This window comes from Ideonella sp. FW305-24, from assembly GCF_058788035.1.
Window position 1 is genome coordinate 459169 of sequence record NZ_JBYTAI010000002.1, and the last position, 22217, is coordinate 481385.

Genomic DNA, 22217 nt, shown 5'->3' on the forward strand with positions numbered 1-22217 from the left:
AACGGGCAAAGCCAATCCCATGTTGTGGCAACTCGGCCGCTAACGCAGGGCCGTGCCGGCCGAGGTCCAGCGACTCAGCGCCGGGTGCAGCCGGATGGCGGCCGTCATCTGTGGCCGCCAGCGGGCTTCCAGCGCGTCGCGTTCGTAGTTGGCGCGGCGCTGCTTGTCCAGGTCCTCGAAGTCGAAGCCGCGGCTCTTGGATTCAAGGTGGATCAGGCTGATGGCCGGCGCGTACAGGATGCAGGCTGCCGCCGAGGCATCCTGCGCCCGCAGGCACCACTGCACGTCGTTGAAGGTCACGGTCAGCTGGGTTTCGTCGAAACCGCCCACGGCCTCAAAGGTTTCTCGGGTACAGCCGATGAATGCGCCGGTGACGGCCTGGACGCGGCGCGTGAGCTGGGTGTTGAGCAGGTTGTCGGGTGCGTCCACCGCGGCGCCCATGTGTTCGTGGGCGACAAAATCCTCGGTGCCGAAGACCACGCCGGCGTGCTGCAGCGTCATGTCCTCGTACAGCAGCCGGGCACCGACCGCGCGCACCTCGGGCCGCGACAGGTAGCCGCGCAGCAGGTCGTCCCAGTGCCGGGTGAGCATGCGGGTGTCGTTGTTCAGGAACAGCAGCAGCGGGCCGCGCGCGGCGGCGGCCATCTGGTTGTTCAGCCGGCTCCAGTTGAACGGCTCGTCAATGCGCAACACGCGCAACTCGCCAGCCGCTTCGGCCTGGGCCAGGTAGGCCAGCGTGTCCGGGTCGGTGCTGCCGTTGTCGGCGATCAGGATCTCTAGCGCGTCCGGGTGACGCGCGAAGCTGCGCAGGCTGTCGACGCAGTCGCGCACCAGCTCGCCGTAGTCGCGGGTCGGGATCAGCACGCTGATCACCGCCTGCGGCTGCGTGGCCTGCCAGTGCACCAGCGGCTTGGCGCCCGGGCGCTGGGCCGCCAGCAGCGGGTCGGGCAAGCGGGTCCAGTTGCGCTCGCGCCAGCCAGGCGGCAGCAGCGGTGCGAGCGCCTGCGGTGTGGCACGGGCGATCAGGCGCGTCAGGTCCGGGCTGCTGTCTTCGGCCCGGCCGGCCAGCGGGCGACTGAGCAGCGGCTGCGCAATGTGCACCATCGGTCCGGTCAAGGCGATGGCCCAGACCAGGCGCTCGCGTTCGGCCAGCGCCAGGCCGGCCTCGGGTTCGGCCACATCGCCGCCCGGCGCCTTGGCGACCGCGCCCAGCGCGGCTTCCAGCGCGTCGACGCGCACCGCGAAGCTGGTGCCCACGACATTGAGCTCCAGCATCGCATCCGGGTCGAATGGCGCGCGCAGGATGGGGTTGACATGCCGAGGCACGCGCCGCGGCAGGCGGCCGCCCAGGTATTCGAGCTGGTCCTCGTCCCAGTACAGCGCCAGCGCGTCGCTGCGCTGCACCGTCTGCACCAGCCATGGCAAGGCCTGGCTGTTCAGCAGTTCGCCCGCTTCCAGCAGGACCGCCCAATGGTCGGGTTCGGCGGCGCGGCGATGCAGCAGGCCACGCAAGGCTTCACCGTCCGGCACGCGCTGCAGCCGGCGGTCGGCGGCACCAAGCAGGGCCACGACCTGGTCGATCAGGCTGTCACCGCCCAGGATCCAGGCCTGCCAGTTCGGCCAGCCCTGGTTGCGCAGCGCGTCCACGCTCTGGCGCACGGCGATCGGGTCGTTGGCACTGGCGTCCAGCAGCACGGTGAAGGCAGTGCGCCAGCCGGGCTTGCGCCCACCGGGCTGCTCGGCAGCCACGCGCCAGGGCGGCGGCGGCACGCGGTGGGTGCGGCGGTAGAGGTCGTAGTGTTCCAGCGGGAAGGCGCTGTAGCTCAGCGCTTGCGGCACCATGCCGGCCAGCGTGTCGAGCCGGCGCTTGATCTCTTCGAGTTCCTTGGCCAGCAGTTCGCCCACGCTGAGCTGGTCGACAAAGCTGTTCTTGAACTTGTAGGGCAGACCGACCGGCACGCCGGTGCTGGCTTCGTGCAGGCGCAGCTCCAGCGGCCGGCCGGCCGGGTGGCTGCCCGGGTGCCAGCGCACGCGAAAGCCCACCATGCCGTCGCCGCCATGGTGCTGGTGGATGTCGGCGCGGTAGCTGTGGGCACTGCCGGCGGCAATGAGCTTGCCGTCCAGGCGGATCTCCAGCGGCAGCTGGCCTTGGCCACTGTGGCGGTCCATCAGCCAGCCGGCAATGAACTCGCGGTTGGCAAACTCGATCTTGCCGGTCAGGTCCCGGTGGCCAGCCTGGACCAGCAGCGCGAGGTCCTCCAGCGCCTGGGTGTGCAGCCCGCCATGGGCCAGCAGCATGTGCGGCGCCACCTGCGGCAACTGGTAGAGCGCCAGCAGCAGCGCCGGCAGGCTGCGTGGCGCTGCGTCCGCCGCGGGCTCCAGGCCCAGGCGGTCCGCCAGCCAGGCCTCCAGCGCAGCCAGGGCCTCGGTCGACAACAAGCGGTGCGGCAGCGGGCGTTGTTGCACCAGCGCATGCAGCACCTGCTGGTTGACCTCGGCACTGGCTGCCATTTCCCGCACCAACCCGCGCAGCGGCCGCGTGCCGCCGCGCTTGATCAGCTGCGCTTCTGGATCGCGCCCGAGGAATGCACGGTAGAGCTGGCGCAGGTCTTCGCCGGTGGCCAGGGCTTCGAGCGAGGGCGGCGGGCTGCCCGCAGCGGCGGAAGCCGGACTCGCAGCGTCTGGCAGCGGTGCAGCAGAGCTCAGGTCGGCAGGTCCCGGCTCATTCATAGCTGATCGATGAAGTGCAGGTACGCCGCGGCCGAGTGCTGCACCGAGCAGTGGTGCCGCATGTACTGCTCGGCCCGCCGGCCTCGGGCGGCCCGCAGCTCGGCGCTGTGCATCAGCATTTCCATCGTGGCCGCCAGTTGGCGCGGCTCGCCCAGTTCCAGCGGCACTTTCAGCACCACGTCATCCGGAAATTCGGAGGACGGGCCGAAGTTGTGGACCACCGCCGGCAAGCCCAGCGCCAACGCACGCGCCAGCGTGCCGGAGCTTTCGCCGACCGTGGGGTGGCGCAGGTTGACCAGGCAGTCGGCAGCGACGATGTACTGGAAAAACGCCGATTCCGGCACATAGCCGGTGACGACGACACGCTCTTCGAGCCGGTGCTGCCGGATGACGGCGTCGATGTCGAAGCCGGCATTGCGTTCTCCGGCAATGACGAAAAAGAAGTTCAGGCCCTGATCACGCAGGCGGGCCAGCGCAGCCAGCGTGGCCTGGATCTGCTTGGGCGGCGTGATGAAGCCCAGCGAGAGCACCATGAAGCCCTGCCCGGGCAGCTGGAGCTGAGCCCGGGCCTGGGCGCGCTCCAGGCCTTCGACCTCGATCACCAGCGGCGAGAAGTGGTGCGGGATGACCAGCGTGCGGGCCTTCACCTCGTTTGGCAGCCGGTCATAAACCCAGTGGTTGTGCACGATCACACCGGTGGCCAGGTGCAGCAGGTGGCGGTTGACTGGCAGTGTCTGCTTCTGCGCCTCGGAGAACACGCCGATGCGGCGCAGGTCGGCCAGCACGGCGCCCGGTTCGCCGTATTCCTCGCGCAGCACATCGCGATAGCCCACGGCATCGCCGCGCGCCAGCGTCGCGTCCTCGACCAGGTAGTGCAGGTTGAAGTCGTGCTGGACCAGCACGCCGGGGCGCTTCTTGAAGGCTTCGTAGGCGAAGACGTGATCGCGGTTGTTGCCGATCTGGTAGACGTGCGGCAGCGCGGCCAGGCTGCTGTCGGCTTCGTATTCGGCTGGCGAGATCACGCGCAGCGCGTCGCCGCAATACGGCAGCTCGGCCTGCACTTCGGGTGTCAGGCCTTCCTCGTTGACCAGCACCACGCGGCGCTTCAGGCACAACGAAGGCAACAGCTCGGCGGTGTAGGCCGCGATGCCGGACTTGCGCGGCGGCAGCGGCGAGAACATGACCAGGGTGTCAGTCTGCGCGGTGGTCGGGGGGTTAGAGGACATCGTCCACTTTCTGCGGGCTGGCGCCAGGGAAACCAGGCGGATCGAAGGTGGTGGCGTTGGCATGGGCCAGCACCAGCGCGTTGACGTAGTCCGCCAGGTGGCGCTTCAGGTCCACCGTGGTGAACTGGTGCAGCGGCATCAGGACGTTGCGCAGGTCGGCGAGATCGCCTTCCAGCCGGCCGATCTGCGGCACGCTGGCCTGAGGCGCAGCAGCGTCAGGCGCGCCAGCCGGGGACACCACGCCGCCCTGCTGCTCCAGCATGTGCAGCCGCCGGCCCAGCCTGAGCACCTCGTGCCGCAGCCAGGCCCGCTCGGGATCATCGCCACCCGCGAGCGCCGCCGGCGCCACCCGCGCTTCGGGCGATTCCCCGATGGCCGCCCCGGTCACCACCTGGCGCAGCGCAGCCACGTCGGCTTCGGCTTGGGCAATGCGGGAGTCCATCTGCGCAAGCGAAGCCATGGCCGTTTCGACCACCAGCTGGACTGCCTCCGAAATGCCTTCCAGCGTGATGCGCGACACCGCTTCGCGCAGGTCGCGCGCGTCGTGGATGACATGCAGCAACTGCAGCTTCTGCGTCACGCGCAGGTAGGTGCTCAGGTCGTTGTTGGCCGGGTCGTAAGGCAGGTCCGGCGGCAGGTCGTCTTCCAGCTCGGTGCCGATGCGCTTGGCACTGGTGGACAAAGCCAGTTCGCGCAGCACCCGCGGGCGGGCCTCGGGCTGGGTGACCAGCAGGTAGTGGTAGTGGCGAAAGCCGCCCTCGTCCGGCCACTGGTGCTGGATCGCCAGGTAGGCATTGATGATGAAGCCGTTGATGTCGCCGTGAAGCAGCTCACTCAAGGTGAAGCGCTTCACGCGTTCCGGCAAGCGTTGTGGTTTCAAAGCCAGGATCCTGTGCAAGCGTGTTGCCGTTGCCGGCCGGCGGGCCCGGCAGGTCGGCACAGGCGAAGGGCCAGCCTCAGCTGGTACGGCCGTACGTATCTTCGAAGCGCACGATGTCGTCTTCGCCCAGATAGCTGCCGGACTGGACCTCGATGATTTCCAGATCGACCTTGCCAGGGTTGGCCAGCCGGTGCACCTCACCCAAGGGGATGTAGGTGCTTTGATTCTCTGTCAGCAACACTTTTTTGTCACCGCAGGTAACTTCTGCTGTGCCGGTCACGACGATCCAGTGCTCGGCGCGGTGGTGGTGCATCTGCAGGCTCAGCGAAGCGCCCGGGTGCACCATGATGCGCTTGACCTGGAAACGGCCGCCGTTGTCGATGCTGTCGTACCAGCCCCAGGGCCGGTGCACCTTGCGGTGCAGCGTGTGCTCGCCGCGGCCTTTTTCGGTCAGCCTGTTGACGATGCGCTTGACGTCCTGGCTGCGCGAGCGGTCGGCCACCAGCACGGCGTCCGGCGTCTCGACAACGACGATGTTGGACAGGCCCACGGTGCTGACCAGTCGGCTGGTGGCATGCACCAGCGTGTTGCGGGTATCTTCCAGCATCACGTCGCCGGTGGTGGTGTTGCCGGCCGCGTCCTTGGTACCGGCCTGCCAGACGGCGTCCCAGGCACCCAGGTCGTTCCAGCCGGCGTCCAGTGCGACCATGCGGATGTCGAACTCGCTGCCCGGGCATTGCTCCATCACCGCATAGTCGACCGATTCGGACGGCACGTGGGCGAACTCTGCCTTGCCGGGGCGCACAAAACAGGCGTCGTGCTGGCGCACGGCCCAGGCGGCGCGGGTGGTCGTGGCGATGTCGGGGCGGAACTTGTCCAGCGCCTTCATCCAGGTCGAGGCGCGCAACACGAACATGCCGCTGTTCCAGGTGTAGTCGCCTTCGGCCAGGTAGCGGCGGGCGGTTTCCTCGTCCGGCTTCTCGACGAAGCGCGCCACCTTGTGCAGACCATCGGCACACGCCTCGGCGCGGATGTAGCCGTAGCCGGTTTCAGGCCGGTCCGGCGTGATGCCCAGGATAACAATGGCGCCATCGGCCGCAGCGCGCACCGCGTCTTGCAGTGCCACGGTGAAGGCGGCGCCATCGGCCACGGTCTGGTCGGCCGGCGTGACAACCAGAACCGGGTCGACGCCCCCTTCCAGTGCCTGCAGCGCACCCAGCGTCAACGCGGGTGCGGTATTGCGGCCAGACGGTTCCAGCAGCACGGCGGTCGGCTCGTGGCCGATCTCACGCAATTGCTCCAGCGTCAGGAAACGGTGCTCGGCGTTGCCGACCACCACCAGCGGCGCCACGGCGATGTCATCTGCTGCCAGGCCGGCCAGGCGCTGCGCCGCTTGCTGGAAAAGACTGTCGTCTCCCGAGAGCACCAGAAACTGCTTGGGAAAGCCTGCTCGCGACAGCGGCCACAGCCGCGTGCCGCTGCCGCCAGCCATGATCACGGGCAGGACAGGAATGGGAGATGACATGAAAAAAACTCGCTGTGGATTTATGTACACGGCCGGCATGAGCTCGCACGACCTGGCCGGCAGCACGTCGGCGGGAGAAAACTATCGAACAAATCAAAGCCGCGCGCCATCCCTTTGGACGCTGAATAACAGCCGATGTTGTCGAGTATGGCGCAGACTTGACCATACCATGAGGCCCCCTCGCCTCCGCAGCGAGCCCCTGCCCTGCCGCGCTTGGGCCGGGCAACTTCGTGGACACCAGCCCACAAGAAGGGACAGCGACAGGCAGCGGTCGCGAGCATCCGTCCTGTCCTGTTCTGTTCGCAAGCGCGCGTTTTTCACGGAACCTGCCTGCAGCGGCCAGCACATGCCTGCCGCAGGGGAAGCCACACGCCGACCCGCGGCTCGCTCACGTATAGTCACCATGTGGCCCCTGCCGGCGGTCCGCGTGTCAATCTCTTGTTGCAGCTGAATTCTCCATGTCCGACATCATTTTGCACATCGGCCTGAACAAGACGGGCACCTCGTCGATTCAGGATTTCATGAACATGAATGCGGCCAAGCTGCTGCGTCATGGCATGTGCTATCCGACCACCGGCCGCGATGGCACGGCCCATCACGCGCTGTCACGCTGGATCAAGGTCAACAAGGACGATCCGGCGGCGCTTGAGAGCGAAATGGTGAAGTCGCTTCGCAAGGAAATCGAGGGCACCAGAATCACCGTGCTGTCGTCAGAAGATTTCCATACCTTGACGGACCGTGGCGTGGAAATGATGAAGGAGATCCTGAAGGATCATCGCGTGAAGGTCGTTGTGTACCTGCGCGAGCATTTGAATTACCTGGCGAGCTGGTATCAGCAGAACGTGCAGGGCACTCATCTGTCATGCGCCTTTGACACCTTCTGCTATTTCAACAAAAAACCCTTGCACGCCATCGTCGACCGTTGGGCCGCGGTTTTTGGAAAGCAGCATGTTTCGGTGCGTGTCTATGACCGTGCGCAATTGCTGGGCGGTGACATCGTCCAGGACTTTCTCGAACAAGTCAATCCACGGCTGGACGTCGCGAAATTGAAGAGAAAGCCGTATGAAAGCAATCCGTCGGTCTCCGGCAACCTGCTGTTTGCCAAGCGCCTGATCAACAACTTCTGCGACAAGTCGCAGGCGGCCTCGTATGTCCACGAGGTGTCGGCGCTGTCCAAGCTGAAGCCCACTTTTTCTGGCCACATGCTGGTCGCAGGCGATGTGGTCGACGCGGTGGTGCAGAGCTACAAGCAGGACCGCCGGATCCTGGCGCACAAATACGGTGCAAAGATTCCCGAACTCAGCGGCGTGCGCGCAGGCCATGCCACCCCGGACCTGGACGCTTTCGCCGAAGACTGGGCCTTGATCATGCATACCGCGGAGGTTCGCGGTTTCGGCTTTGCCACGGCCGCCAGGGTGCTGTCCAAGGGTGTGGCGCTGAAGGCGCCCATGCATGTGCCAGGACTCAGCCATCCCGGCAGCCTGCACGCACCCAATCCGATGTCCCTATCCTGAGTCCCCATGGCTGACGTTTATTTGCACATTGGCCTGAACAAGACCGGCACCTCGTCGATCCAGGATTTCTTCTTCCTCAACATCGAGGCCATGGCGCAGGAGGGCATCTGCTATCCGCGCGCAGGCCTGGATGGCGCCGCCCATCACGCGCTGTCTTATTGGCTGGGCACACCTGAGCCGGACCGGAACTTCGAGCAATCGCCCATGGTGCTGGCGATGCGCAAGGAGATCGCAGGCGCCAGCAAGGTGGTCATTTCTTCCGAGGACCTGCATACCCATGGCGCGCGGGGAGCGCGCATCCTCAAACGCCTGTTTGCGGGTCATCAGGTCAAAGTGGTGTTCTATGTGCGCGAACACCTGAGCTACCTGGCAAGCTGGTACCAACAGAATGTGCAGGCCTCGCACTTGTCATGCAGCTTTGATACGTTTTGCCACTTGACGCGAAAGCCGCTGCACACGCTGGCCGACGCCTGGACCGAGTCCATGGGTCGCGAGAACATGTTCTTGCGCCTCTATGACCGAAAGGCCCTCACCGGTGGTGATGTATTGCTGGATTTCGTGCGAATCGTCGGCGTGCCGGGCGATCTCGAACGCTTCCAGCGCAAGCGTTATGAAAACAACCCGTCCGTCACCGGCAATCTGCTGTTCATCAAGCGCCTGCTGAACAATCTGCTGGACAAGGCCACGGCCTCCAACATGGTCAACGAGACCACCGAACTGGCCAAGCTCAAGCCGGAATTTCTCGGCGCGATGCAGGTCGATGCCCCGCTGGTGGCCTATGTGGCGGGCATGTACAAGGGAGATCGCAAGGTCTTGCTGGACCGATATGGCGTCGAGATTCCAGAGCGCAGCGGCGCCATGGCGGGCTCGCTTTTTCCCGATTTCGCCACCCTGCGGGAAGATTACGACCTGATCCTCGACACCGCCGCGGCGCGCGACTACGACATCGCCAGGGCGATGCGCATGATCACGCTGGGTGATTTGAGCTACCTGAACGGCAAGCACTGAGCGCTGCTGCCAAGCAGCATTTCCCGCTGCGGTGCTCCATGCAGCCGCCTGTCACCCCGGTGCGGTTCAAAATCACAAGCTGTGGTATGGCCAGCCAAATTGCTGCCATATGCCACGAAATCGTGTCAAGCCCCGTTTTGTCCTTTGTTCAAGGACTGATAAGCTGACACTTTTAACGTTAACGCCTGCGCGTGGCCGGGTACCAGGCACCCGCTGCGCCAGACTTGCTGCGAAGCCACCACCGGTCAGAAGGTGAGAGCGCGACGCACATCGTGTGAATCAAGGGACGTAGGAATGAGGACTTTGCAGGACATCCGCGCCTGGGCTGTTCATGCGCAGCCGGTTTTTATTTGCGGGCTGGAGCGCTCGGGCACTTCGATCTTGCAGGTGTCGTTTTCGCGTCATCCGCAGCTGTTTCCGGTGAAGGATGTCTACGAGACCTTCATCTTCGCGAATCCGCGCTCGGCACTGGAAGTGCGTGCACCGGCGATGACCAAAGCCTATCTCCAGGGCGATGAACATGCCAAGCGCTTCCGCGAACTGTGCGCCGGTTTGCGCGTGGGCAACGCGGAGTTGTCCGAGGCGGACATCATCCGGGCCTTCTTCTGGTACTGCGCCCACCAGGTCTACCCGGGGCGGCAGCCGCTCGAAAAGACGCCTTCCCACGTCAGAAGGCTGGCCCGGATGCTGGAGATCTTCCCGAGAGCTCGGGTGATTGTCTGCACGCGCGACCCGGTGGACGTCGTGGCCAGCTATCGCAAGCGCCTGAAAAAGGAACAGTCCCTCGGCCGCTCGCGCGATGAGTGGGGCTGGCTGGACCGAACGGCCGAACAATTGCTGGCCCATTTCCACACCGTGTCCGAACACATCAGTGCCGCCCGGCAGCGCTGGCCCGAACAAGTGTTTGTGGCACCCTATGCCTGGATCACCAACGATCCGGAAATCGCCATGCGGCGGCTTTGCGAGTTCGCCGGCCTGCCTTTTGTGGACGCAGTCCTGAAGCCCCAGGAGGTACCGGACCGCAAGGTGGACGAAATGCTCTCCAGGCCCATCTCCAAGCGGGCTTCAGAAAGCGATCAATTTGTCGATGCACAAACGCAGGCCATGATTCGGCAGCAGATGGCAAAACAGATGCCGCTGTGGGACACACCTGGCACAAGCACCGGGATTGCCGCCCCTGGCGCGATAATTGCAGGAGGCGGTTAACGCGCTATGTGAGCTGTTTGCGCCATGATCCTCTCCCTGAATCGCCGTTTCGTCTTTGTCCACGTCCACAAGTGTGCGGGCACCAGCATCGAGGTAGCCCTGGCGCCGCTGTTGGCAGCCAATGACCTGATCATTGGCTCCACCTCGGAAGGGGAAAAGCACAAGAAGCTGCTTGGGGAAATGGTGGGGCTTCACAAGCACTCGGGCGCGGCAGCAGCGCGCGCGCTGATCGGTGCCGAGCGCTGGAAGAACTTCTACACCTTCGGCTTCGTCCGCCATCCGATCGATCGCTTGTATTCGCTCTACACCTATGCGCTGGGCCAGCTTGAACGCAAGCCGATGACCCTGACCGAGGCCGAGGCCTACGCACTCAACGGCGCGTTGCCAGACCGTCCGCCGTATTGCTTCAAGGCCGCGCAGGCCGCCTTTGCCAGCAAGAATTTCGACGCCTTCCTGCGCGATCCTCGCTGTTGGCAGGACGACGGCGCCAAACCGCAATGGCAGAGCCTGTGCGACGAGCACGGCCAGCGCCTGGTCAAGTTCGTGGGCCATGTCGAGCGCATCGACAAGGACTGGCAAAAGGTTCAGAACCGCATGGGCATCACGGCGCCCATCGGTGTCCAGAACAAGAGCCTGGGCACGGGCCAGGAAGCGGCCCCGCAACCGATCAAGGCCGCCGCGCCGCGCCGCGGCTGGCATGAGGACGACCTCTCGTCGCTGGCCTGGGCCATGATCAAGCGCCACTGCCTGCGGGATTTCCGGATCTTCGGCTACACCCTGCCTGCGCCCCTGCAACGCCACGTTGACCGCAAGTCTGCCGTGCAGCAGGAAGCGGCTGCTGCCCTGCAATCCGCGCAATTGCCCATCGGCACGTCCACCGAAATTGCTGCCCCCATCGCCGCGTCTGTGGTTTGATGAGTCATGGCCGTCTACTCAGCCAAGCGCAACTACCTTTTTCTCGCCAGCCCGCAAACCGGCAGCAAGGCCATCGCCAAGACCTTGCTGGAGAAGCTCGACGGTCAACAAATCCCCTCGCAAGGCATCTTGCGCAACGGCAAGATCGTGTTGAGCAAGCATCACACGACGACCAAGATGCTGATCCACCACAAGCTGCTGACCGAGTCGCAAGTGCAGCAGGCCTTCAAGTTTTGCGGCGTACGCAATCCGTTCGACCTGCTGGTCAGCCGTTACGAGAAACTGCGCGGCCGGCACACCGAAGCCAGCAAGATTTCGGGCCACATCCGCAAGAACACCCGTGCCCGCGAGGTTGTCGGTCTTGCAGCCGAGCTGGCGTTCCCAGAATGGGTGCGCCAAGCACACGAACAATACCTGGCGGCGGACAAGCCCGTCATGGGGCCGATGGTCTTCGTCGACAGCGTCGATCATGTGATCCGCTTCGAGGCCCTGACCCAGGGCTTTCAAGAGGCATTGGCGCGACTCGGCATCACGGAGGACATCCCGGTGGCCGAGCACAACGTCACTGCGCAAAGACTCGACGGCGGCCAGAAGCGCGACTACCGAAGCTACTATGACGATGCAACGGTGGCGTTGGTGCAAAAGCTGTATGCGCCGGTGATCGAACGCTTCGGTTACGGGTTCGACCCCAACTGAGCCACCGGCAGCGAACACGCTGCCGCCGCCATTTCTGCCGCAGCGCCCAGCTGCGGCCCGGCCCTCTCTGCACGCTGCCTTTTTTCATGCGCACCTGCTACCTTCACATTGGCATGCCCAAGACCGGCACGATGTCGATCCAGGCCTCGCTGGGCCGGGCGACTTCGCTGGGTGACAAGTTCAAGTACATCGTGCTGGACAAGCAGGTCAACTGCAGTGCCGCCTTGCTGGAGATCTTTGCCGGTGAAGTCACCCAGCGTGAGCAGGAACTGCGGACCGGCTGGACGCCCGAGCAGGGGCTCGCCAACAGGAACCGTTTGCTGGCTCAACTGCACAGCAGCTTCGATGACCAGCACGAGGTGTTCATCCTGTCAGGCGAGCGACTGCACAACCTGACGTTGCCTCAGCTGCAGGAGCTGCGCAAGGCGCTGTCTCGGCATGTCGACCAGATCAAGGTCCTTGCCTATGTGCGCGGCGCGGCCAGCTGGATCGAAAGCGCTTTCCAGCAGCGCCTGAAGACCGGCTCGCCGGCCAACTTCAACAACCTGCGCAACGTGCTGCCGAAGTACCAAGCCAAGTTCCTGCGCTTCGACCGTGCCTTTGACCGCGAAAACGTGGTGCTGTGGCCGTTCAATCCGGCAGAATTTCCGGGCAAGGACGTGGTGCTGGACTTCTGCCACCGCCTGGCCATTCCGTTCGACGCCTCGCGGGTCATCATCGACAACGAGGGCGTGTCGGTCGATGGTCTGGCCTTGCTCTACCTGTATCGCCGACTGGCCAAGCAGGGCAAGCTGAGCCCGCAGGACAAGCTGGACGTTCGCCTGCTGACACGGCAGTTGCGAGACATCGAGGGCGACAAGATGCGCCTGGCGCCCTCGGTGCTGAAACCCTACCTGGAACTCACCGCGGCCGACATGGCCTGGATGGAAGAGCGTCTGGGCAGCTCGATCTCGGCACTGCCGCCCGAACGGCCAGGCGCGCTGCGCACCGAAGCCGACCTGCTGCAGCTCACGCCGCGCGCGCTGAACTGGCTGCAACGCACGCTGGGTGATGCCTTGCCCGACTCGCCCACCCACGAGCAGGTGGTCGCAGCAATGGACATCTGGCTGGCCGGCCTGCGCAGCAAGGCTGCCAGGGCGGGTGCCGCCGGTGGCCAACCCGCGGCCAAGACGGCTCGCGCCAACCGCCTTGCTGCCGCACGCGCCACGCCCAAGGCCTGAACTCGCCCCCGTCGACGAAAAAGGCCGGCATCACTGCCGGCCTTTTTCATGTCCAGCGGCCAGGCCGCTTCAAGCTCACTGCTTGACGGCTTCGACCTGGATCACGACGCGAACAGCGTCGGGGAAGCCGTAGTTCAGGCCGTAGTTGACGCCGAACTGGCTGCGGGTGACCGTGGTCTCGAAGTCACCGCCGCACACTTCGCGCTTGTTCATCGGGTTGACGTAGCAGTTGAAGTTGGTGGCCTTCAGCGTGACCGGGTTGGTCTTGCCCAGCAGCGTCAGCGAGCCGCCGATTTCGGTGACCTTGTCACCAGCGAAGGTGAACTTGTCGCCGACGAACTTGGCGGTCGGGAAGGCTTCGGCGTTGAAGATCTCGGCGCTCTTCAGGTGCTTGTTGAAGGCCTCGAAGCCGGAGTTGACCGAGCTCATGTCGATGGTCAGGTCGACCTTGCCGGTCTTGGCTGCCTTGTCCAGCGTGACCGAGCCCTCCTTCTTGTCGAAGCGGGCGCGGTTGGTCGAGGTGCCGAAGTGGGTGATCTCGAAGGTTGCGTAGGTGTGCGCGGGGTCGATCGCGTAGGTGGCCGATTCGGCTTGGGCAGCGGTGGAGGCCAGCAGGGCGATGGCGGCAGCGATCAGGGCGGTTTTCATTCGGAAACTCCGTGGGATGACAGGTGAGGGAAAAGGATGGTGGCGGGCGCCAGGCTCACAACGGCGCAACGCCGGTGACCGCCAGCTTGAACTTCACGACCACGTCGTTGGCGACCATGGACGTGTCCGCCCATTCGCCTTCGCCGATCTTGAAGTCCAGGCGCTTGATGGTGAAACTGCCGGCGGCCGTGGTGGTGGCGCCGGCCTGGGTCAGGGTGACGGGCACGACGACGTCATGCACGGCACCCTTGATGCTCAGCTTGCCGGTGACCTCGACCTTGCCCGGGCCGGCGGCCTTGATGGCGCTGGACTGGAATGTGGCTTGCGGGAACTTGGGCACGTTGAACCAAGCAGCCTTGGGCACTTCGGCATCGGTCTCGGCGGCGCCGAAAGTGGCGCTGCCGGTGTCGATCGTGAAACTGACCTTGCCGGTCTCGGGCTTCTTCGGATCAAAGGCGATCTGCGCGTCCCACTTCTTGAACTTGCCGTCCACCGGCACGCCCATCTGGCGCGAGGTGAAGCTGATGTCGCTCTGGGCCGGGACGATCTTCTGGTCGGCCAGCGCGGCGCCAGCGCCCAGCACGAGCAGGCCGGCAGCCAGGGTCTTGAAGAACTTGGAGGAGACGGAGGCGGTGTTCATGATGCTTGGTGATGTCCGGAGTCTTGCGAAGTGCCGCGATTGGACGGCGCAACAGAGAGTCTTGGTTGGCATGAGGGCTTTCAGCCGCGGCCGGGGCGCATGCGATTGATCAACCCGTCGCGGTCGATGAACTGGTGCTTCAGCGCGGCGGCAATGTGCAGCCCGGCCAGCACGATCAGCGCCCAGGCCAGCGCGCCATGCCAGGGCTGGATCATCTCGGCCAGCGCCTTGTCCTTGGGCACGAAATCCGGCAGCTGCAGCACGCCGAACCAGACGATGGGGAAACCCGCCGCCGAGCTGTAGGCCCAGCCGACCAGCGGCACCGCGAAGAACAGCGCATACATCAGCCAGTGGGTCAGGTGCGCCACCGTCAGCTGCCACTGGGGCGCCGGCAGGTCGGCGGGCGGCCGGTGCGTGGCGCGCCACAGCAGGCGCAGGATGGACAGCGCGAGGATGGTCGTGCCGGCCCACTTGTGCCAGTTGAACAGCTTCAGCCGGGTCATGGAGAACGGCAGGTCGGCCATGTAGAAACCCACGCCGAACACGCCAAGAATCAACAGTGCCAGCAGCCAGTGAAGGCCGATGGCCACACCGCTGTAGCGTTCTGACTGATTGAATGATGACCGGGTCATGTTGCTCTCTCTGTCGGCCCGGTGCGGGCCATGTGGGGTGATGCAAGGACTGCAGTGTCCGCAGCGCGAGCCACGGCGCGGTTCAGGCCGATTGAAGGCAGCACTTCAGTTTTTCTGAATGACGATTCGTTACCAACTTCATCGCCAGCCTTCTCAAAGCCTGGTTTTCAGACGGGCGGATCGAACCGCGCCGCATGTTCGGGCGCAACCAGCAAGGTGCCCAGTGGCTCCGCCAGCCGCTCGGCCTGATCCGCAGGCAGCAAGCGGTGGCGCAGCGCGAAGTCCAGCGTGCACAAGGCCGCGTCCACCGTCATCTCGCCATTTGCGGCCCGGGCCAGGGCCTCGGCCAACGGGATCAGACTGAACTCGGCCACCTCGCCGTCCTGGTTCTGCGGCTGCAGGCCGCGCGGCATTGCAAGATCGTAGACATGCAGCCATTCGACCTGCCGGCCCTCGGGCAGGTCGCAGTCCAGCGCCAGCACCCGACCAGGGCGCAGCACCGCCATCTGCGCCGGCAACAAGCCTGCTTCTTCCCAAGCTTCGCGCAGCAAGGCCTCGCGTGGCGTCTGGCCCAGCGGCACGCCGCCGCCGATCAGGTTGTCCAACATGCCGGGGTCGGTGGCCTTGTCGAAAGAGCGGCGGGCGATCCACAGCTGCGCCGGCCGGCCGGTGGCATCGGCCACGAAACCATTGCAATGCGCACCAAAGGTCCGCGTGCCCCAGAAGCGCGCCGAAGCACGTTCGATGGTCGCGCAAAGCCTGTCCTCGTCGTCGAGCAGCGGATACGGCTCGTCGCGCCAGGCGCGGATCAGGCCTTGCGCCCGCAGGGCATGGTTGACCTCGGCCAGCACCACGCTGAGCGCTTCGGCCGGTGCGGTCAGCGCCACGCCTTGCGCGTCCACGCGCAGCCACTGCGGCCAGGCAGCGAGCGCGGCGAGGTCCGCTTGCGCGACCGAGCCGGCCACCACGCCATCCACCCACAACGGCACCCGCGGCCGGCCTGTCCGGGCACGCGCTTGGGCGATGCAGGTCCAGTCGGCAGGCCACAAACGGGCAGCGGCAGGGGCGAGGTGCTCGGGCATGTGGCGGCGATCTTAGACTGCCTTGCCTGGCAACCGGCGTCGCCATCCGGCTCCCGCCTGGCCCAATCCGAATGGGAGTGGCGCGACAGGCACGGCCTGTGTCAGAGTCGCCCCGCCGCCCCGTCCATTTGCCCCACCCCACAGCCCACCGGAGCCCGACCGTGACCACTGCCTCGCCCCCATCGCCCCAGGCCTGCGCCGCGTTGCGCAAGGCCTTGCTGCACCTGCACCGCACGCTGGTCGAGCAAGAGCGCATTGCCTACGAAAAGCGCCACGGCCGGCAGTCCGCCGGCGAGTTCCTGCAGGTGATGGCCTATGCCGACGAGATGCGCTGGCTGGAACCGCTGAGCCGCTTGATCGTGATGTTGGACGAGGCGATGGATGCCGACGGCGACGCCGCGCTGACGCCGCAGGCCGTGGCCGAGCGTGCACGTGCACTGCTGCGACTGGACCGCGACAGCAGCGACGCTTTCGCAACCCGCTACGCCATGTATTTCGATGCATCGCCGGACCTCGCCCACGCACATGCCGCCGCACTGGCGGCCTTGAAGGTCCAGGACTAAACCCGCTCGACCTGGCGCTGATTCAAACGCTGCCGCAGGCCCGCCCACCAACCCGCCGGTCGCTCGAAAGCCGCCTTGCACGGCCAGCACAACCAGACCTCGGTGCCCTGCCCGGCCTCGCTGCGGATGTGCAAACGCCCGCCGGATTTCTCGGCCCGCTCGCGCATGCCGACCAGGCCCCAATGGCCGGGCCGGCTGCCGCGGCCGAGCGTGTCGGCGTCCAGGCCTTTGCCGTCGTCACGCACGCGCAGGTGGAGGTGGCGCAGGTCGTGGCGCAGCTCAAGCTGCACCGTCCTGGCCTGGGCATGGCGGAAGGCATTGGTAAGCGCCTCTCGGCCCGCCATGAAAGCCTCGCCCAGCATCTCGGGGCGCAGCGCCGGCAAGGCCTCGTCGGCCTGCACCTCGAAGCGCACGGCGCTGGCCGCACTGGCCGCCGCCAGGTCTTCGCCAACGGCCGTCAGCGCGCACACCAGGTCCTGTTCGGACGGGTCCGGGTTGCGCAGGTCGTACACCCGGTCGCGCGCCTCGGCAACGACAAGGTCGGCGCGGTCCAGGATGGTTTCCATCTCCTGGCGCCGCGGGTCGGTGCGCGGCAGCTTGCCGGCCGCGAGCTGGAAGCTCAGCACCAGGCCTTGCGTGCCTTGCAGCAAGGTGTCGTGCAGCTCGCGGGCAATGCGCTCGCGCTCGCGCAACCGCTCCTCGAAACGCATGTGGACCCGGCGCGTCAGCGTGCCCAGCCGCAGGCGGTACAGGCTCCATGCCATCAGTGCCACGGCCAGTGCACACAGCGCCATGAACCAACCGGTCTGCCAGAAGCTGGGCGGGATCTCGAAGCTGACGGTGGCATCCGTCGCAGCCGGCACGCCGTCCTCGTTGGTCGCGGCCACGTGGAACTGGTAGCGGCCGGGCTGCAGGTTGGTGTAGAAGGCCTGGCGCCTCGCACCGGCGACCTGCCAGTCGGCGTCCACACCGTCGAGCCGGTAGCGGAAGCGCACCAGCTCGGGCACGCTGAGGCTGGTGGCCGTGTAGTCGATCTGCAGCGTGTGCGTACCGGCGGCCAGGGACAGCTTGGCTTGCAGCGCCTGCGCCTGCGCCTGCGCCTGGCCGTCGGCCGCCAGCGCCAGCACATGCACCTGCGGCGCCACGCGGTTGCGCGGGATGTGGCGCGGCTCGATCCAGAACAGCCCGCTGGTGGTCGCAAACCAGAGTCGGCCGTCCGGCGTTTCGGCGGCCGTGGGCATGGGCCGCAGGTTCTCCGGCAGACCTTCGACGCCGGCATGCGCGCCGAAGGTCTCGGCTTCCAGCGCAACACTGCCGCCGCCCGCGGCCACACGCCTCAGTGCGTCAGCCGACACGCGCATCACACCCGAAGCAGCGTTCAGCCACAGCTCACCATCGGCGCTGTGCACCAGGCCCGAGACGCCCGCAATGGGCTCGCCGCTGGCGCTGGTGACCATGCGGAAACGCCCTGCCTGGTACAGCGCCAGGCCGGTTGCGCCGGCCACCCAGGTGCGCGGTCCATCCTGCAAAAAGGCCAGCACGTTGCCGACCGCCAGACCGTCGGCCGCGCCCCAGCGCCGCACGCGGCCGCCCTGCAGCTGCGCCACCTCGCTGCCGGGATAGCCCAGCCACAGGCCCTGCCCTTCGTCGGACGCCAGCGACAGCGGCGGCTGGTCCGGCAGCCCGGCCAGCCCGCCATTGCGCAGCCATCGACCGTCCTTCCGGCGGTACAGCCCGCTCAGCGCGGCCGAGACCCAGAAGCCACCATCGCGGTCCTCGGCCATGGCCTGGACTTCGTAGTTCTCACCCGCGGCCAGGAAGGGCTCGCGCTCGTAGCCATGCAGGCCGCTGCGGTGCAACTCGCCGTCGCCGCCCACCCACAGCGTGCCGTCGCGGGCGCGGTAGAGGCTGGTGATGAAGTTGTCGTCGGCCTTGCCAAACGGCTCGCGGAGGGTGCCCGCCGCGCCAGTGCTGAACAGGCCCGAGGCGTGCGTGCCGGCCATCAGGCGGCCATCCGGACCGGTCGCGATGGCCACGTCCGCCAGCGGCATGCCATCGGCCAGCGCGCGCTTGAACTTGTGCGGGCGGAAGCGGTCCAGCCCGCCATTGGTGCCGATCCATAGGTTGCCTTCGCGGTCCTCGAAGAAGCTGAGGAACTGGCTGCCGCTCAGCTCGCGGTCGCGCGGCCAGCGCTGCAGCGCCAGCGGGCCCGGCGTGCCGTCGCCCGCGCAGGCCGCGCATGGCAGGCGCAGCAGGCGGCCGTCGCTGTGGCCCCAGAGCACGCTGTCGCCATCCAGGAAGCGCAGCACCGAGGTCGCCTGCCGGCCACTGCCCAGGCGCGCCAGCGAGCGCTGCGCAATGCCGCGTGGTGGGCCGCTCAGCGCGGCCAGGCCCATGTCGTCGGCAATCCATGCGGCGCCGGTCTTGTCCAGCAGCAGGTTGCCGCTGACTTCGCTGGCCGCTCGCCGCTTGACGAAGGCGTTGGCGCCGGGTTCGAGGGAAAACACCCCGGCCTCCGAGGCCACGGCCCAGAGCCGGCCCTCGCCATCAGCCAGGAAGGCACGGAAGCCCAGCACCTGCAAGGTCGCGCCGTTGGCCGCCTTCACTTCGTGCCAGCGTTCACCGTCCAGGTAGAACACGCCAAAGCTGGTGGCGGCCCAGATGCGGCCGCGTGGGTCCGCGGCGAGGCCGAAGATCGAGTGCGCAGGCAGCCCGGAGGCCGGGCCGTATTGCTTCAGTTGGCCATTGCGAATGGCATAGACGTGGCCGAAGCGTGTGCCAGCCCACAGTTCGCCCGAAGGCAGGGCCAGCAGGTTCATCACGTCGGCGTCCGGCAGCGCCTGGCCACCGGGCGCGCGGTACGGCAGGAAGCGCTGGCCGTCGAAGCGGAACAGGCCTTCGGAGGTGCCCAGCCAGAGGAAACCGTCGGGTGTCTGGGCCAGCGCATTGACGTTGCCCGGCGCACCCTGCCGCGGCGTGTACATCGTGTGGCCGAGGTCGTCGAAACCGGCAGTGTCTGCCGGCTGTGCCTGCGCGACGCAGGCCACACAGGCGAGCAGCCAAGCCAGGCACAACAGCGCAAATCGGGCAGTCGCACGGCGGCCGGGCGACCGCAGCAAGACCAACAACATGGGAGGCGCGGCAACGGCAGGGTGACGGTCCGCGGCCAGGGCCACGGGAGGCAGCCGGCAGCATAGTCACACACACGCGCCGCCAGCGTCGCGCCCCCCACCTGCAGCAGGCCCACATCACCCAATTGGGAGAGGCTCAACCCCTCCCTTCGGCTGTCACTGTTGCGCCCCGGCGACCGTGCTCTTCGCCGGGGAAGCCGCGCAACTCAGGCCGGCCGCGAGATGTGGCGCCAGACGAACCAGCTCTGCAGCTCGTGCAGCCGGATCAACTGGCTGACGATCAGGTCGTTGGTGCCGTCATCGCCCAGCTCGGCCGCTGCGCGCGCCAGCGGCCGAGCCTCGCCGAGCACGAACTCGTGCGCATCCAGCAGCCGTTCGAGCTGGTGGTGCGCGGTCTCGATGCCACGCGGCGCACGCGACAGGCGCGACTCGCTGACCACATCTCCGGCCAGCGCATGCGCCACGCCGCCCAGGGTCTGCACGCGCTCGGCGAGTGCGTCCATCAGCACGACCTGCTCTTCGTAGTGCTTGTCGAACAGCTGGTGCAGTTCGAAGAAGACCAGGCCGGCGGTCTGCCAGTGCGACTTCTTGTACAGGTCGCGCAGCGCCATGGTGTGCGCCAGCAGGCGGTTGAGCGCGGCCACGCTGGCATGGCGCACGTCGGCCGACAGGCCGATGCGCACGTCTGCGAGGCTGCCAAAGGCTTGGGACACTGGTGCGGTTTCGGGCGTGAGGGGGTGGGACATGTGGATCCTTTCTGCGAGAAGCCCATTGGAGGGCCGGCGCGCCGCGGCGGCATCGGGCGGGCAGCCGAGCCCCGTTCACCCATCCGGGACAGCGCGGCCTCTGCCATCTGGCCAGGGCCTCACGGCCCTACCTCTTTTTGGATATCGCTTTTCCGGCACGGCTGCCTACAGTGGCCACATCCTGCGACCTCCATTTCCATGCCCCAAGAAAGACACGGTCCGGCGAGCCGATCCCGATCGCCCCGACCACGGCTTTCCCAGCGCCTGGTCGCTTGCGCCCTGCTGCCTGGCCAGGCCTTTGGTTCTGCCATGCAGACTGCGCCCTTGTCCGGCCCCCGCGATGCGCCGGCCAGCGTGCAACTGCTGGCATGGAGCGCCGTGGTGCTGGCCGTGGTCGGCCTGGCCTGGGCCTGGCACGTCCGGCAGCGGAACCGGCGCAGGCGCGCCCGCACCGAGGACAGGCTGCGCGAGCGCGACCGGGTCGCCCTGGCGCTTTACGACGACCTGTTGCAGAGCACGCAGGGCCTGGTGCTGAACCTGCAGGTCATCGCCAGCCGCCTGCCGCCGGCCGAGGCCCCGCGCCGCCAGCTGGAGGCTTTGCTCGACGACGCCGACGCCATCATTGCCGGCGCACGCGAACGGCTGCCCGAGCTGGGCGACCTCGGCGCCGACGAGCCGGACCTGGTCCAGGCCCTGGTGCGCCTGGGCGCGGACCTCGCGCTGCGCCACGGCGTGCAGTTCAGCTTCCACGGCGACCCACGCCTGCCGCTGCTGCGCCCGGCCATGCGCCGCGAGGTCTTCTACATCGCCCGCGAGGCCCTGGCCAATGCCTGCCGGCATGCGCGCGCAGGCAGAGTCGAGCTTGAAGTTCGCCACCAGCGACATTCACTGGTGTTCGAGGTGCGCGACGATGGCCGCGGCATCGACGAACTCGCACTGGCCGGCCCCGCCCGGCTCGGCCACTGCGGCATCATCCGCATGACGGAACGCGCGGCGCGCATCCACGGCCAGTTGCTCATCCGCCGCCGCGAGACGGGTGGCACCGAGGTCTGCCTGCAACTGCGACCGCAGCGCGTCTTCCGCCACACCCTCCCGCGCTGGCTGGCGGCGCCGCTGCAGCGGCTGCGCAAACGGCTCGCCGCGCACAGCGCCAGCAACCACCAGAAAGACAGTCCATGAACCCTGCACCGCAGCCCGCCGCGCCCATCCGCCTGCTGGTGGCCGATGACCACATGGTCGTGCGCGCCGGCATCGTCGGCCTGGTGGACGCCGAGGACGACATGACCGTGATCGCCCAGGCCGACGACGGCCACGCCGCGGTGGACGCCTTCCGCCAGCACCGGCCCGACGTCACGCTGATGGACCTGCAGATGCCCGGCATGGACGGCATCGAGGCCATCACCGCGATCCGAGCCGAGGCGCCGGACGCCCGCATCGTCGTGCTGACCACCTATGGCGGCGATGCGCAGGCAGTGCGGGCGCTGCGCGCAGGTGCAAAGGGCTACCTGCTCAAGACGATGATCCGCAGCGAGATGCTGAGCGCGATCCGCGCCGCACACCAGGGCCAGGACTTCATCCCGCCGGCGATGGCCGCCGCCATCGGTGCACACGCCGGCCAGCAAGCGCTCTCGCCACGCGAGATCGAAGTGCTGCGCATGGTCGCCAACAGCGGCCGCAACAAGCTCGCCGCGGCCGAGATGGGCATCACCGAAGGCACCATCAAGGTCCACATGAAAAACATCCTGGCCAAGCTCGAGGCCAAGGACAGGGTGCAGGCCGTGATGATCGCGCTGCGCCGCGGCATCATCGACCTGGATACCTGACCCCGCCTGCGCACCTTGGGAGCACCGCTACC

At 66.8% G+C, this 22217-nt stretch carries 19 protein-coding genes; 9 read left to right on the forward strand and 10 right to left on the reverse strand.

The window, feature by feature from the left end; all coding sequences use genetic code 11:
- Positions 1-39 precede the first annotated feature (39 nt).
- From AC3WR5_RS07720 to AC3WR5_RS07735, 4 genes are all read right to left on the reverse strand, one after another.
- A complete protein-coding gene (locus tag AC3WR5_RS07720) occupies positions 40-2730 on the reverse strand; it encodes a glycosyltransferase (RefSeq protein ID WP_231010274.1) in 2691 nt (896 codons plus the stop codon).
- Positions 2727-3956: a glycosyltransferase family 4 protein gene (locus AC3WR5_RS07725; protein WP_492483249.1), complete on the reverse strand. Its 1230-nt coding sequence runs from the start codon at positions 3954-3956 to the stop codon at positions 2727-2729. Before AC3WR5_RS07725 ends, AC3WR5_RS07720 begins: the two co-directional genes overlap by 4 nt.
- A complete protein-coding gene (locus tag AC3WR5_RS07730; protein ID WP_141286257.1) occupies positions 3946-4836 on the reverse strand; it encodes a hypothetical protein in 891 nt (296 codons plus the stop codon). The genes AC3WR5_RS07725 and AC3WR5_RS07730 overlap by 11 nt, the downstream gene beginning before the upstream one ends.
- A 76-nt stretch (positions 4837-4912) precedes the next feature.
- Positions 4913-6361: a mannose-1-phosphate guanylyltransferase/mannose-6-phosphate isomerase gene (locus AC3WR5_RS07735; RefSeq protein ID WP_231010275.1), complete on the reverse strand. Its 1449-nt coding sequence runs from the start codon at positions 6359-6361 to the stop codon at positions 4913-4915.
- Between the two features lie 458 nt (positions 6362-6819).
- Between AC3WR5_RS07735 and AC3WR5_RS07740 the strand changes: the two genes are divergently transcribed.
- From AC3WR5_RS07740 to AC3WR5_RS07765, 6 genes are all read left to right on the forward strand, one after another.
- Positions 6820-7875, forward strand: a complete 1056-nt coding sequence (locus tag AC3WR5_RS07740; protein WP_492483252.1) for a hypothetical protein — start codon at positions 6820-6822, stop codon at positions 7873-7875.
- Positions 7876-7881: 6 nt separating this feature from the next.
- Positions 7882-8883, forward strand: a complete 1002-nt coding sequence (locus AC3WR5_RS07745) for a hypothetical protein (RefSeq protein WP_492483254.1) — start codon at positions 7882-7884, stop codon at positions 8881-8883.
- Between the two features lie 294 nt (positions 8884-9177).
- Entirely contained in the window at positions 9178-10089 is a 912-nt protein-coding gene (locus AC3WR5_RS07750) for a sulfotransferase family protein (RefSeq protein WP_492483256.1), read from the forward strand.
- 24 nt (positions 10090-10113) lie between these two features.
- Positions 10114-11004 (forward strand): sulfotransferase family 2 domain-containing protein, encoded by an 891-nt coding sequence (locus AC3WR5_RS07755; RefSeq protein WP_492483258.1) that lies wholly within the window; start codon positions 10114-10116, stop codon positions 11002-11004.
- A gap of 6 nt (positions 11005-11010) precedes the next feature.
- A complete protein-coding gene (locus AC3WR5_RS07760; protein WP_141286267.1) occupies positions 11011-11700 on the forward strand; it encodes a sulfotransferase family 2 domain-containing protein in 690 nt (229 codons plus the stop codon).
- An 86-nt stretch (positions 11701-11786) separates the two neighbouring features.
- A complete protein-coding gene (locus AC3WR5_RS07765; protein ID WP_492483260.1) occupies positions 11787-12920 on the forward strand; it encodes a hypothetical protein in 1134 nt (377 codons plus the stop codon).
- A gap of 75 nt (positions 12921-12995) precedes the next feature.
- Here the strand turns inward: AC3WR5_RS07765 and AC3WR5_RS07770 are convergent, their stop codons facing one another.
- The 4 genes from AC3WR5_RS07770 to AC3WR5_RS07785 form a co-directional block, all read right to left on the reverse strand.
- Entirely contained in the window at positions 12996-13568 is a 573-nt protein-coding gene (locus tag AC3WR5_RS07770) for a YceI family protein (RefSeq protein WP_141286271.1), read from the reverse strand.
- A 55-nt stretch (positions 13569-13623) separates the two neighbouring features.
- Entirely contained in the window at positions 13624-14208 is a 585-nt protein-coding gene (locus AC3WR5_RS07775) for a YceI family protein (RefSeq protein ID WP_141286273.1), read from the reverse strand.
- An 80-nt stretch (positions 14209-14288) separates the two neighbouring features.
- Positions 14289-14840 (reverse strand): cytochrome b, encoded by a 552-nt coding sequence (locus AC3WR5_RS07780; protein WP_492483263.1) that lies wholly within the window; start codon positions 14838-14840, stop codon positions 14289-14291.
- Positions 14841-15007: 167 nt separating this feature from the next.
- Positions 15008-15922: an NUDIX hydrolase gene (locus AC3WR5_RS07785; RefSeq protein ID WP_492483265.1), complete on the reverse strand. Its 915-nt coding sequence runs from the start codon at positions 15920-15922 to the stop codon at positions 15008-15010.
- 161 nt (positions 15923-16083) lie between these two features.
- Here AC3WR5_RS07785 and AC3WR5_RS07790 point away from each other — a divergent pair, with 161 nt between their 5' ends.
- Positions 16084-16485, forward strand: coding sequence for a hypothetical protein (locus tag AC3WR5_RS07790; protein ID WP_492483267.1), 402 nt, complete (start codon positions 16084-16086; stop codon positions 16483-16485).
- On the opposite strand, the gene AC3WR5_RS07795 is transcribed toward AC3WR5_RS07790, so the two are convergent.
- Both AC3WR5_RS07795 and AC3WR5_RS07800 read right to left on the reverse strand, forming a co-directional pair.
- A complete protein-coding gene (locus AC3WR5_RS07795; protein WP_492483269.1) occupies positions 16482-19616 on the reverse strand; it encodes a sensor histidine kinase in 3135 nt (1044 codons plus the stop codon). The two genes, AC3WR5_RS07790 and AC3WR5_RS07795, sit on opposite strands and share 4 nt — an antisense overlap.
- Before the next feature lie 206 nt (positions 19617-19822).
- Positions 19823-20362 carry a Dps family protein gene (locus tag AC3WR5_RS07800; protein WP_141291522.1) on the reverse strand — a complete coding sequence of 180 codons (540 nt, stop codon included), beginning with the start codon at positions 20360-20362 and terminating at the stop codon, positions 19823-19825.
- A 309-nt stretch (positions 20363-20671) separates the two neighbouring features.
- Between AC3WR5_RS07800 and AC3WR5_RS07805 the strand changes: the two genes are divergently transcribed.
- Both AC3WR5_RS07805 and AC3WR5_RS07810 read left to right on the forward strand, forming a co-directional pair.
- The gene (locus tag AC3WR5_RS07805; RefSeq protein ID WP_492483271.1) at positions 20672-21541 is read left to right on the forward strand and encodes a sensor histidine kinase; all 870 of its coding nucleotides are present in this window, start codon (positions 20672-20674) and stop codon (positions 21539-21541) included.
- Positions 21538-22185: a response regulator gene (locus AC3WR5_RS07810; RefSeq protein WP_492483273.1), complete on the forward strand. Its 648-nt coding sequence runs from the start codon at positions 21538-21540 to the stop codon at positions 22183-22185. The genes AC3WR5_RS07805 and AC3WR5_RS07810 overlap by 4 nt, the downstream gene beginning before the upstream one ends.
- The last annotated feature ends 32 nt before the right edge of the window (positions 22186-22217 follow it).

Bases quoted from the DNA above. Each gene is read 5' to 3' on its own strand.
- AC3WR5_RS07720 (WP_231010274.1), bottom strand. From the start codon at position 2,730: ATGAATGAGCCGGGACCTGCCGACCTGAGCTCTGCTGCACCGCTGCCA.
- AC3WR5_RS07725 (WP_492483249.1), bottom strand. From the start codon at position 3,956: ATGTCCTCTAACCCCCCGACCACCGCGCAGACTGACACCCTGGTCATG.
- AC3WR5_RS07735 (WP_231010275.1), bottom strand. From the start codon at position 6,361: ATGTCATCTCCCATTCCTGTCCTGCCCGTGATCATGGCTGGCGGCAGC.
- AC3WR5_RS07740 (WP_492483252.1), top strand. From the start codon at position 6,820: ATGTCCGACATCATTTTGCACATCGGCCTGAACAAGACGGGCACCTCG.
- AC3WR5_RS07745 (WP_492483254.1), top strand. From the start codon at position 7,882: ATGGCTGACGTTTATTTGCACATTGGCCTGAACAAGACCGGCACCTCG.
- AC3WR5_RS07750 (WP_492483256.1), top strand. From the start codon at position 9,178: ATGAGGACTTTGCAGGACATCCGCGCCTGGGCTGTTCATGCGCAGCCG.
- AC3WR5_RS07755 (WP_492483258.1), top strand. From the start codon at position 10,114: ATGATCCTCTCCCTGAATCGCCGTTTCGTCTTTGTCCACGTCCACAAG.
- AC3WR5_RS07760 (WP_141286267.1), top strand. From the start codon at position 11,011: ATGGCCGTCTACTCAGCCAAGCGCAACTACCTTTTTCTCGCCAGCCCG.
- AC3WR5_RS07765 (WP_492483260.1), top strand. From the start codon at position 11,787: ATGCGCACCTGCTACCTTCACATTGGCATGCCCAAGACCGGCACGATG.
- AC3WR5_RS07770 (WP_141286271.1), bottom strand. From the start codon at position 13,568: ATGAAAACCGCCCTGATCGCTGCCGCCATCGCCCTGCTGGCCTCCACC.
- AC3WR5_RS07775 (WP_141286273.1), bottom strand. From the start codon at position 14,208: ATGAACACCGCCTCCGTCTCCTCCAAGTTCTTCAAGACCCTGGCTGCC.
- AC3WR5_RS07780 (WP_492483263.1), bottom strand. From the start codon at position 14,840: ATGACCCGGTCATCATTCAATCAGTCAGAACGCTACAGCGGTGTGGCC.
- AC3WR5_RS07785 (WP_492483265.1), bottom strand. From the start codon at position 15,922: ATGCCCGAGCACCTCGCCCCTGCCGCTGCCCGTTTGTGGCCTGCCGAC.
- AC3WR5_RS07795 (WP_492483269.1), bottom strand. From the start codon at position 19,616: ATGTTGTTGGTCTTGCTGCGGTCGCCCGGCCGCCGTGCGACTGCCCGA.
- AC3WR5_RS07800 (WP_141291522.1), bottom strand. From the start codon at position 20,362: ATGTCCCACCCCCTCACGCCCGAAACCGCACCAGTGTCCCAAGCCTTT.
- AC3WR5_RS07805 (WP_492483271.1), top strand. From the start codon at position 20,672: ATGCAGACTGCGCCCTTGTCCGGCCCCCGCGATGCGCCGGCCAGCGTG.
- AC3WR5_RS07810 (WP_492483273.1), top strand. From the start codon at position 21,538: ATGAACCCTGCACCGCAGCCCGCCGCGCCCATCCGCCTGCTGGTGGCC.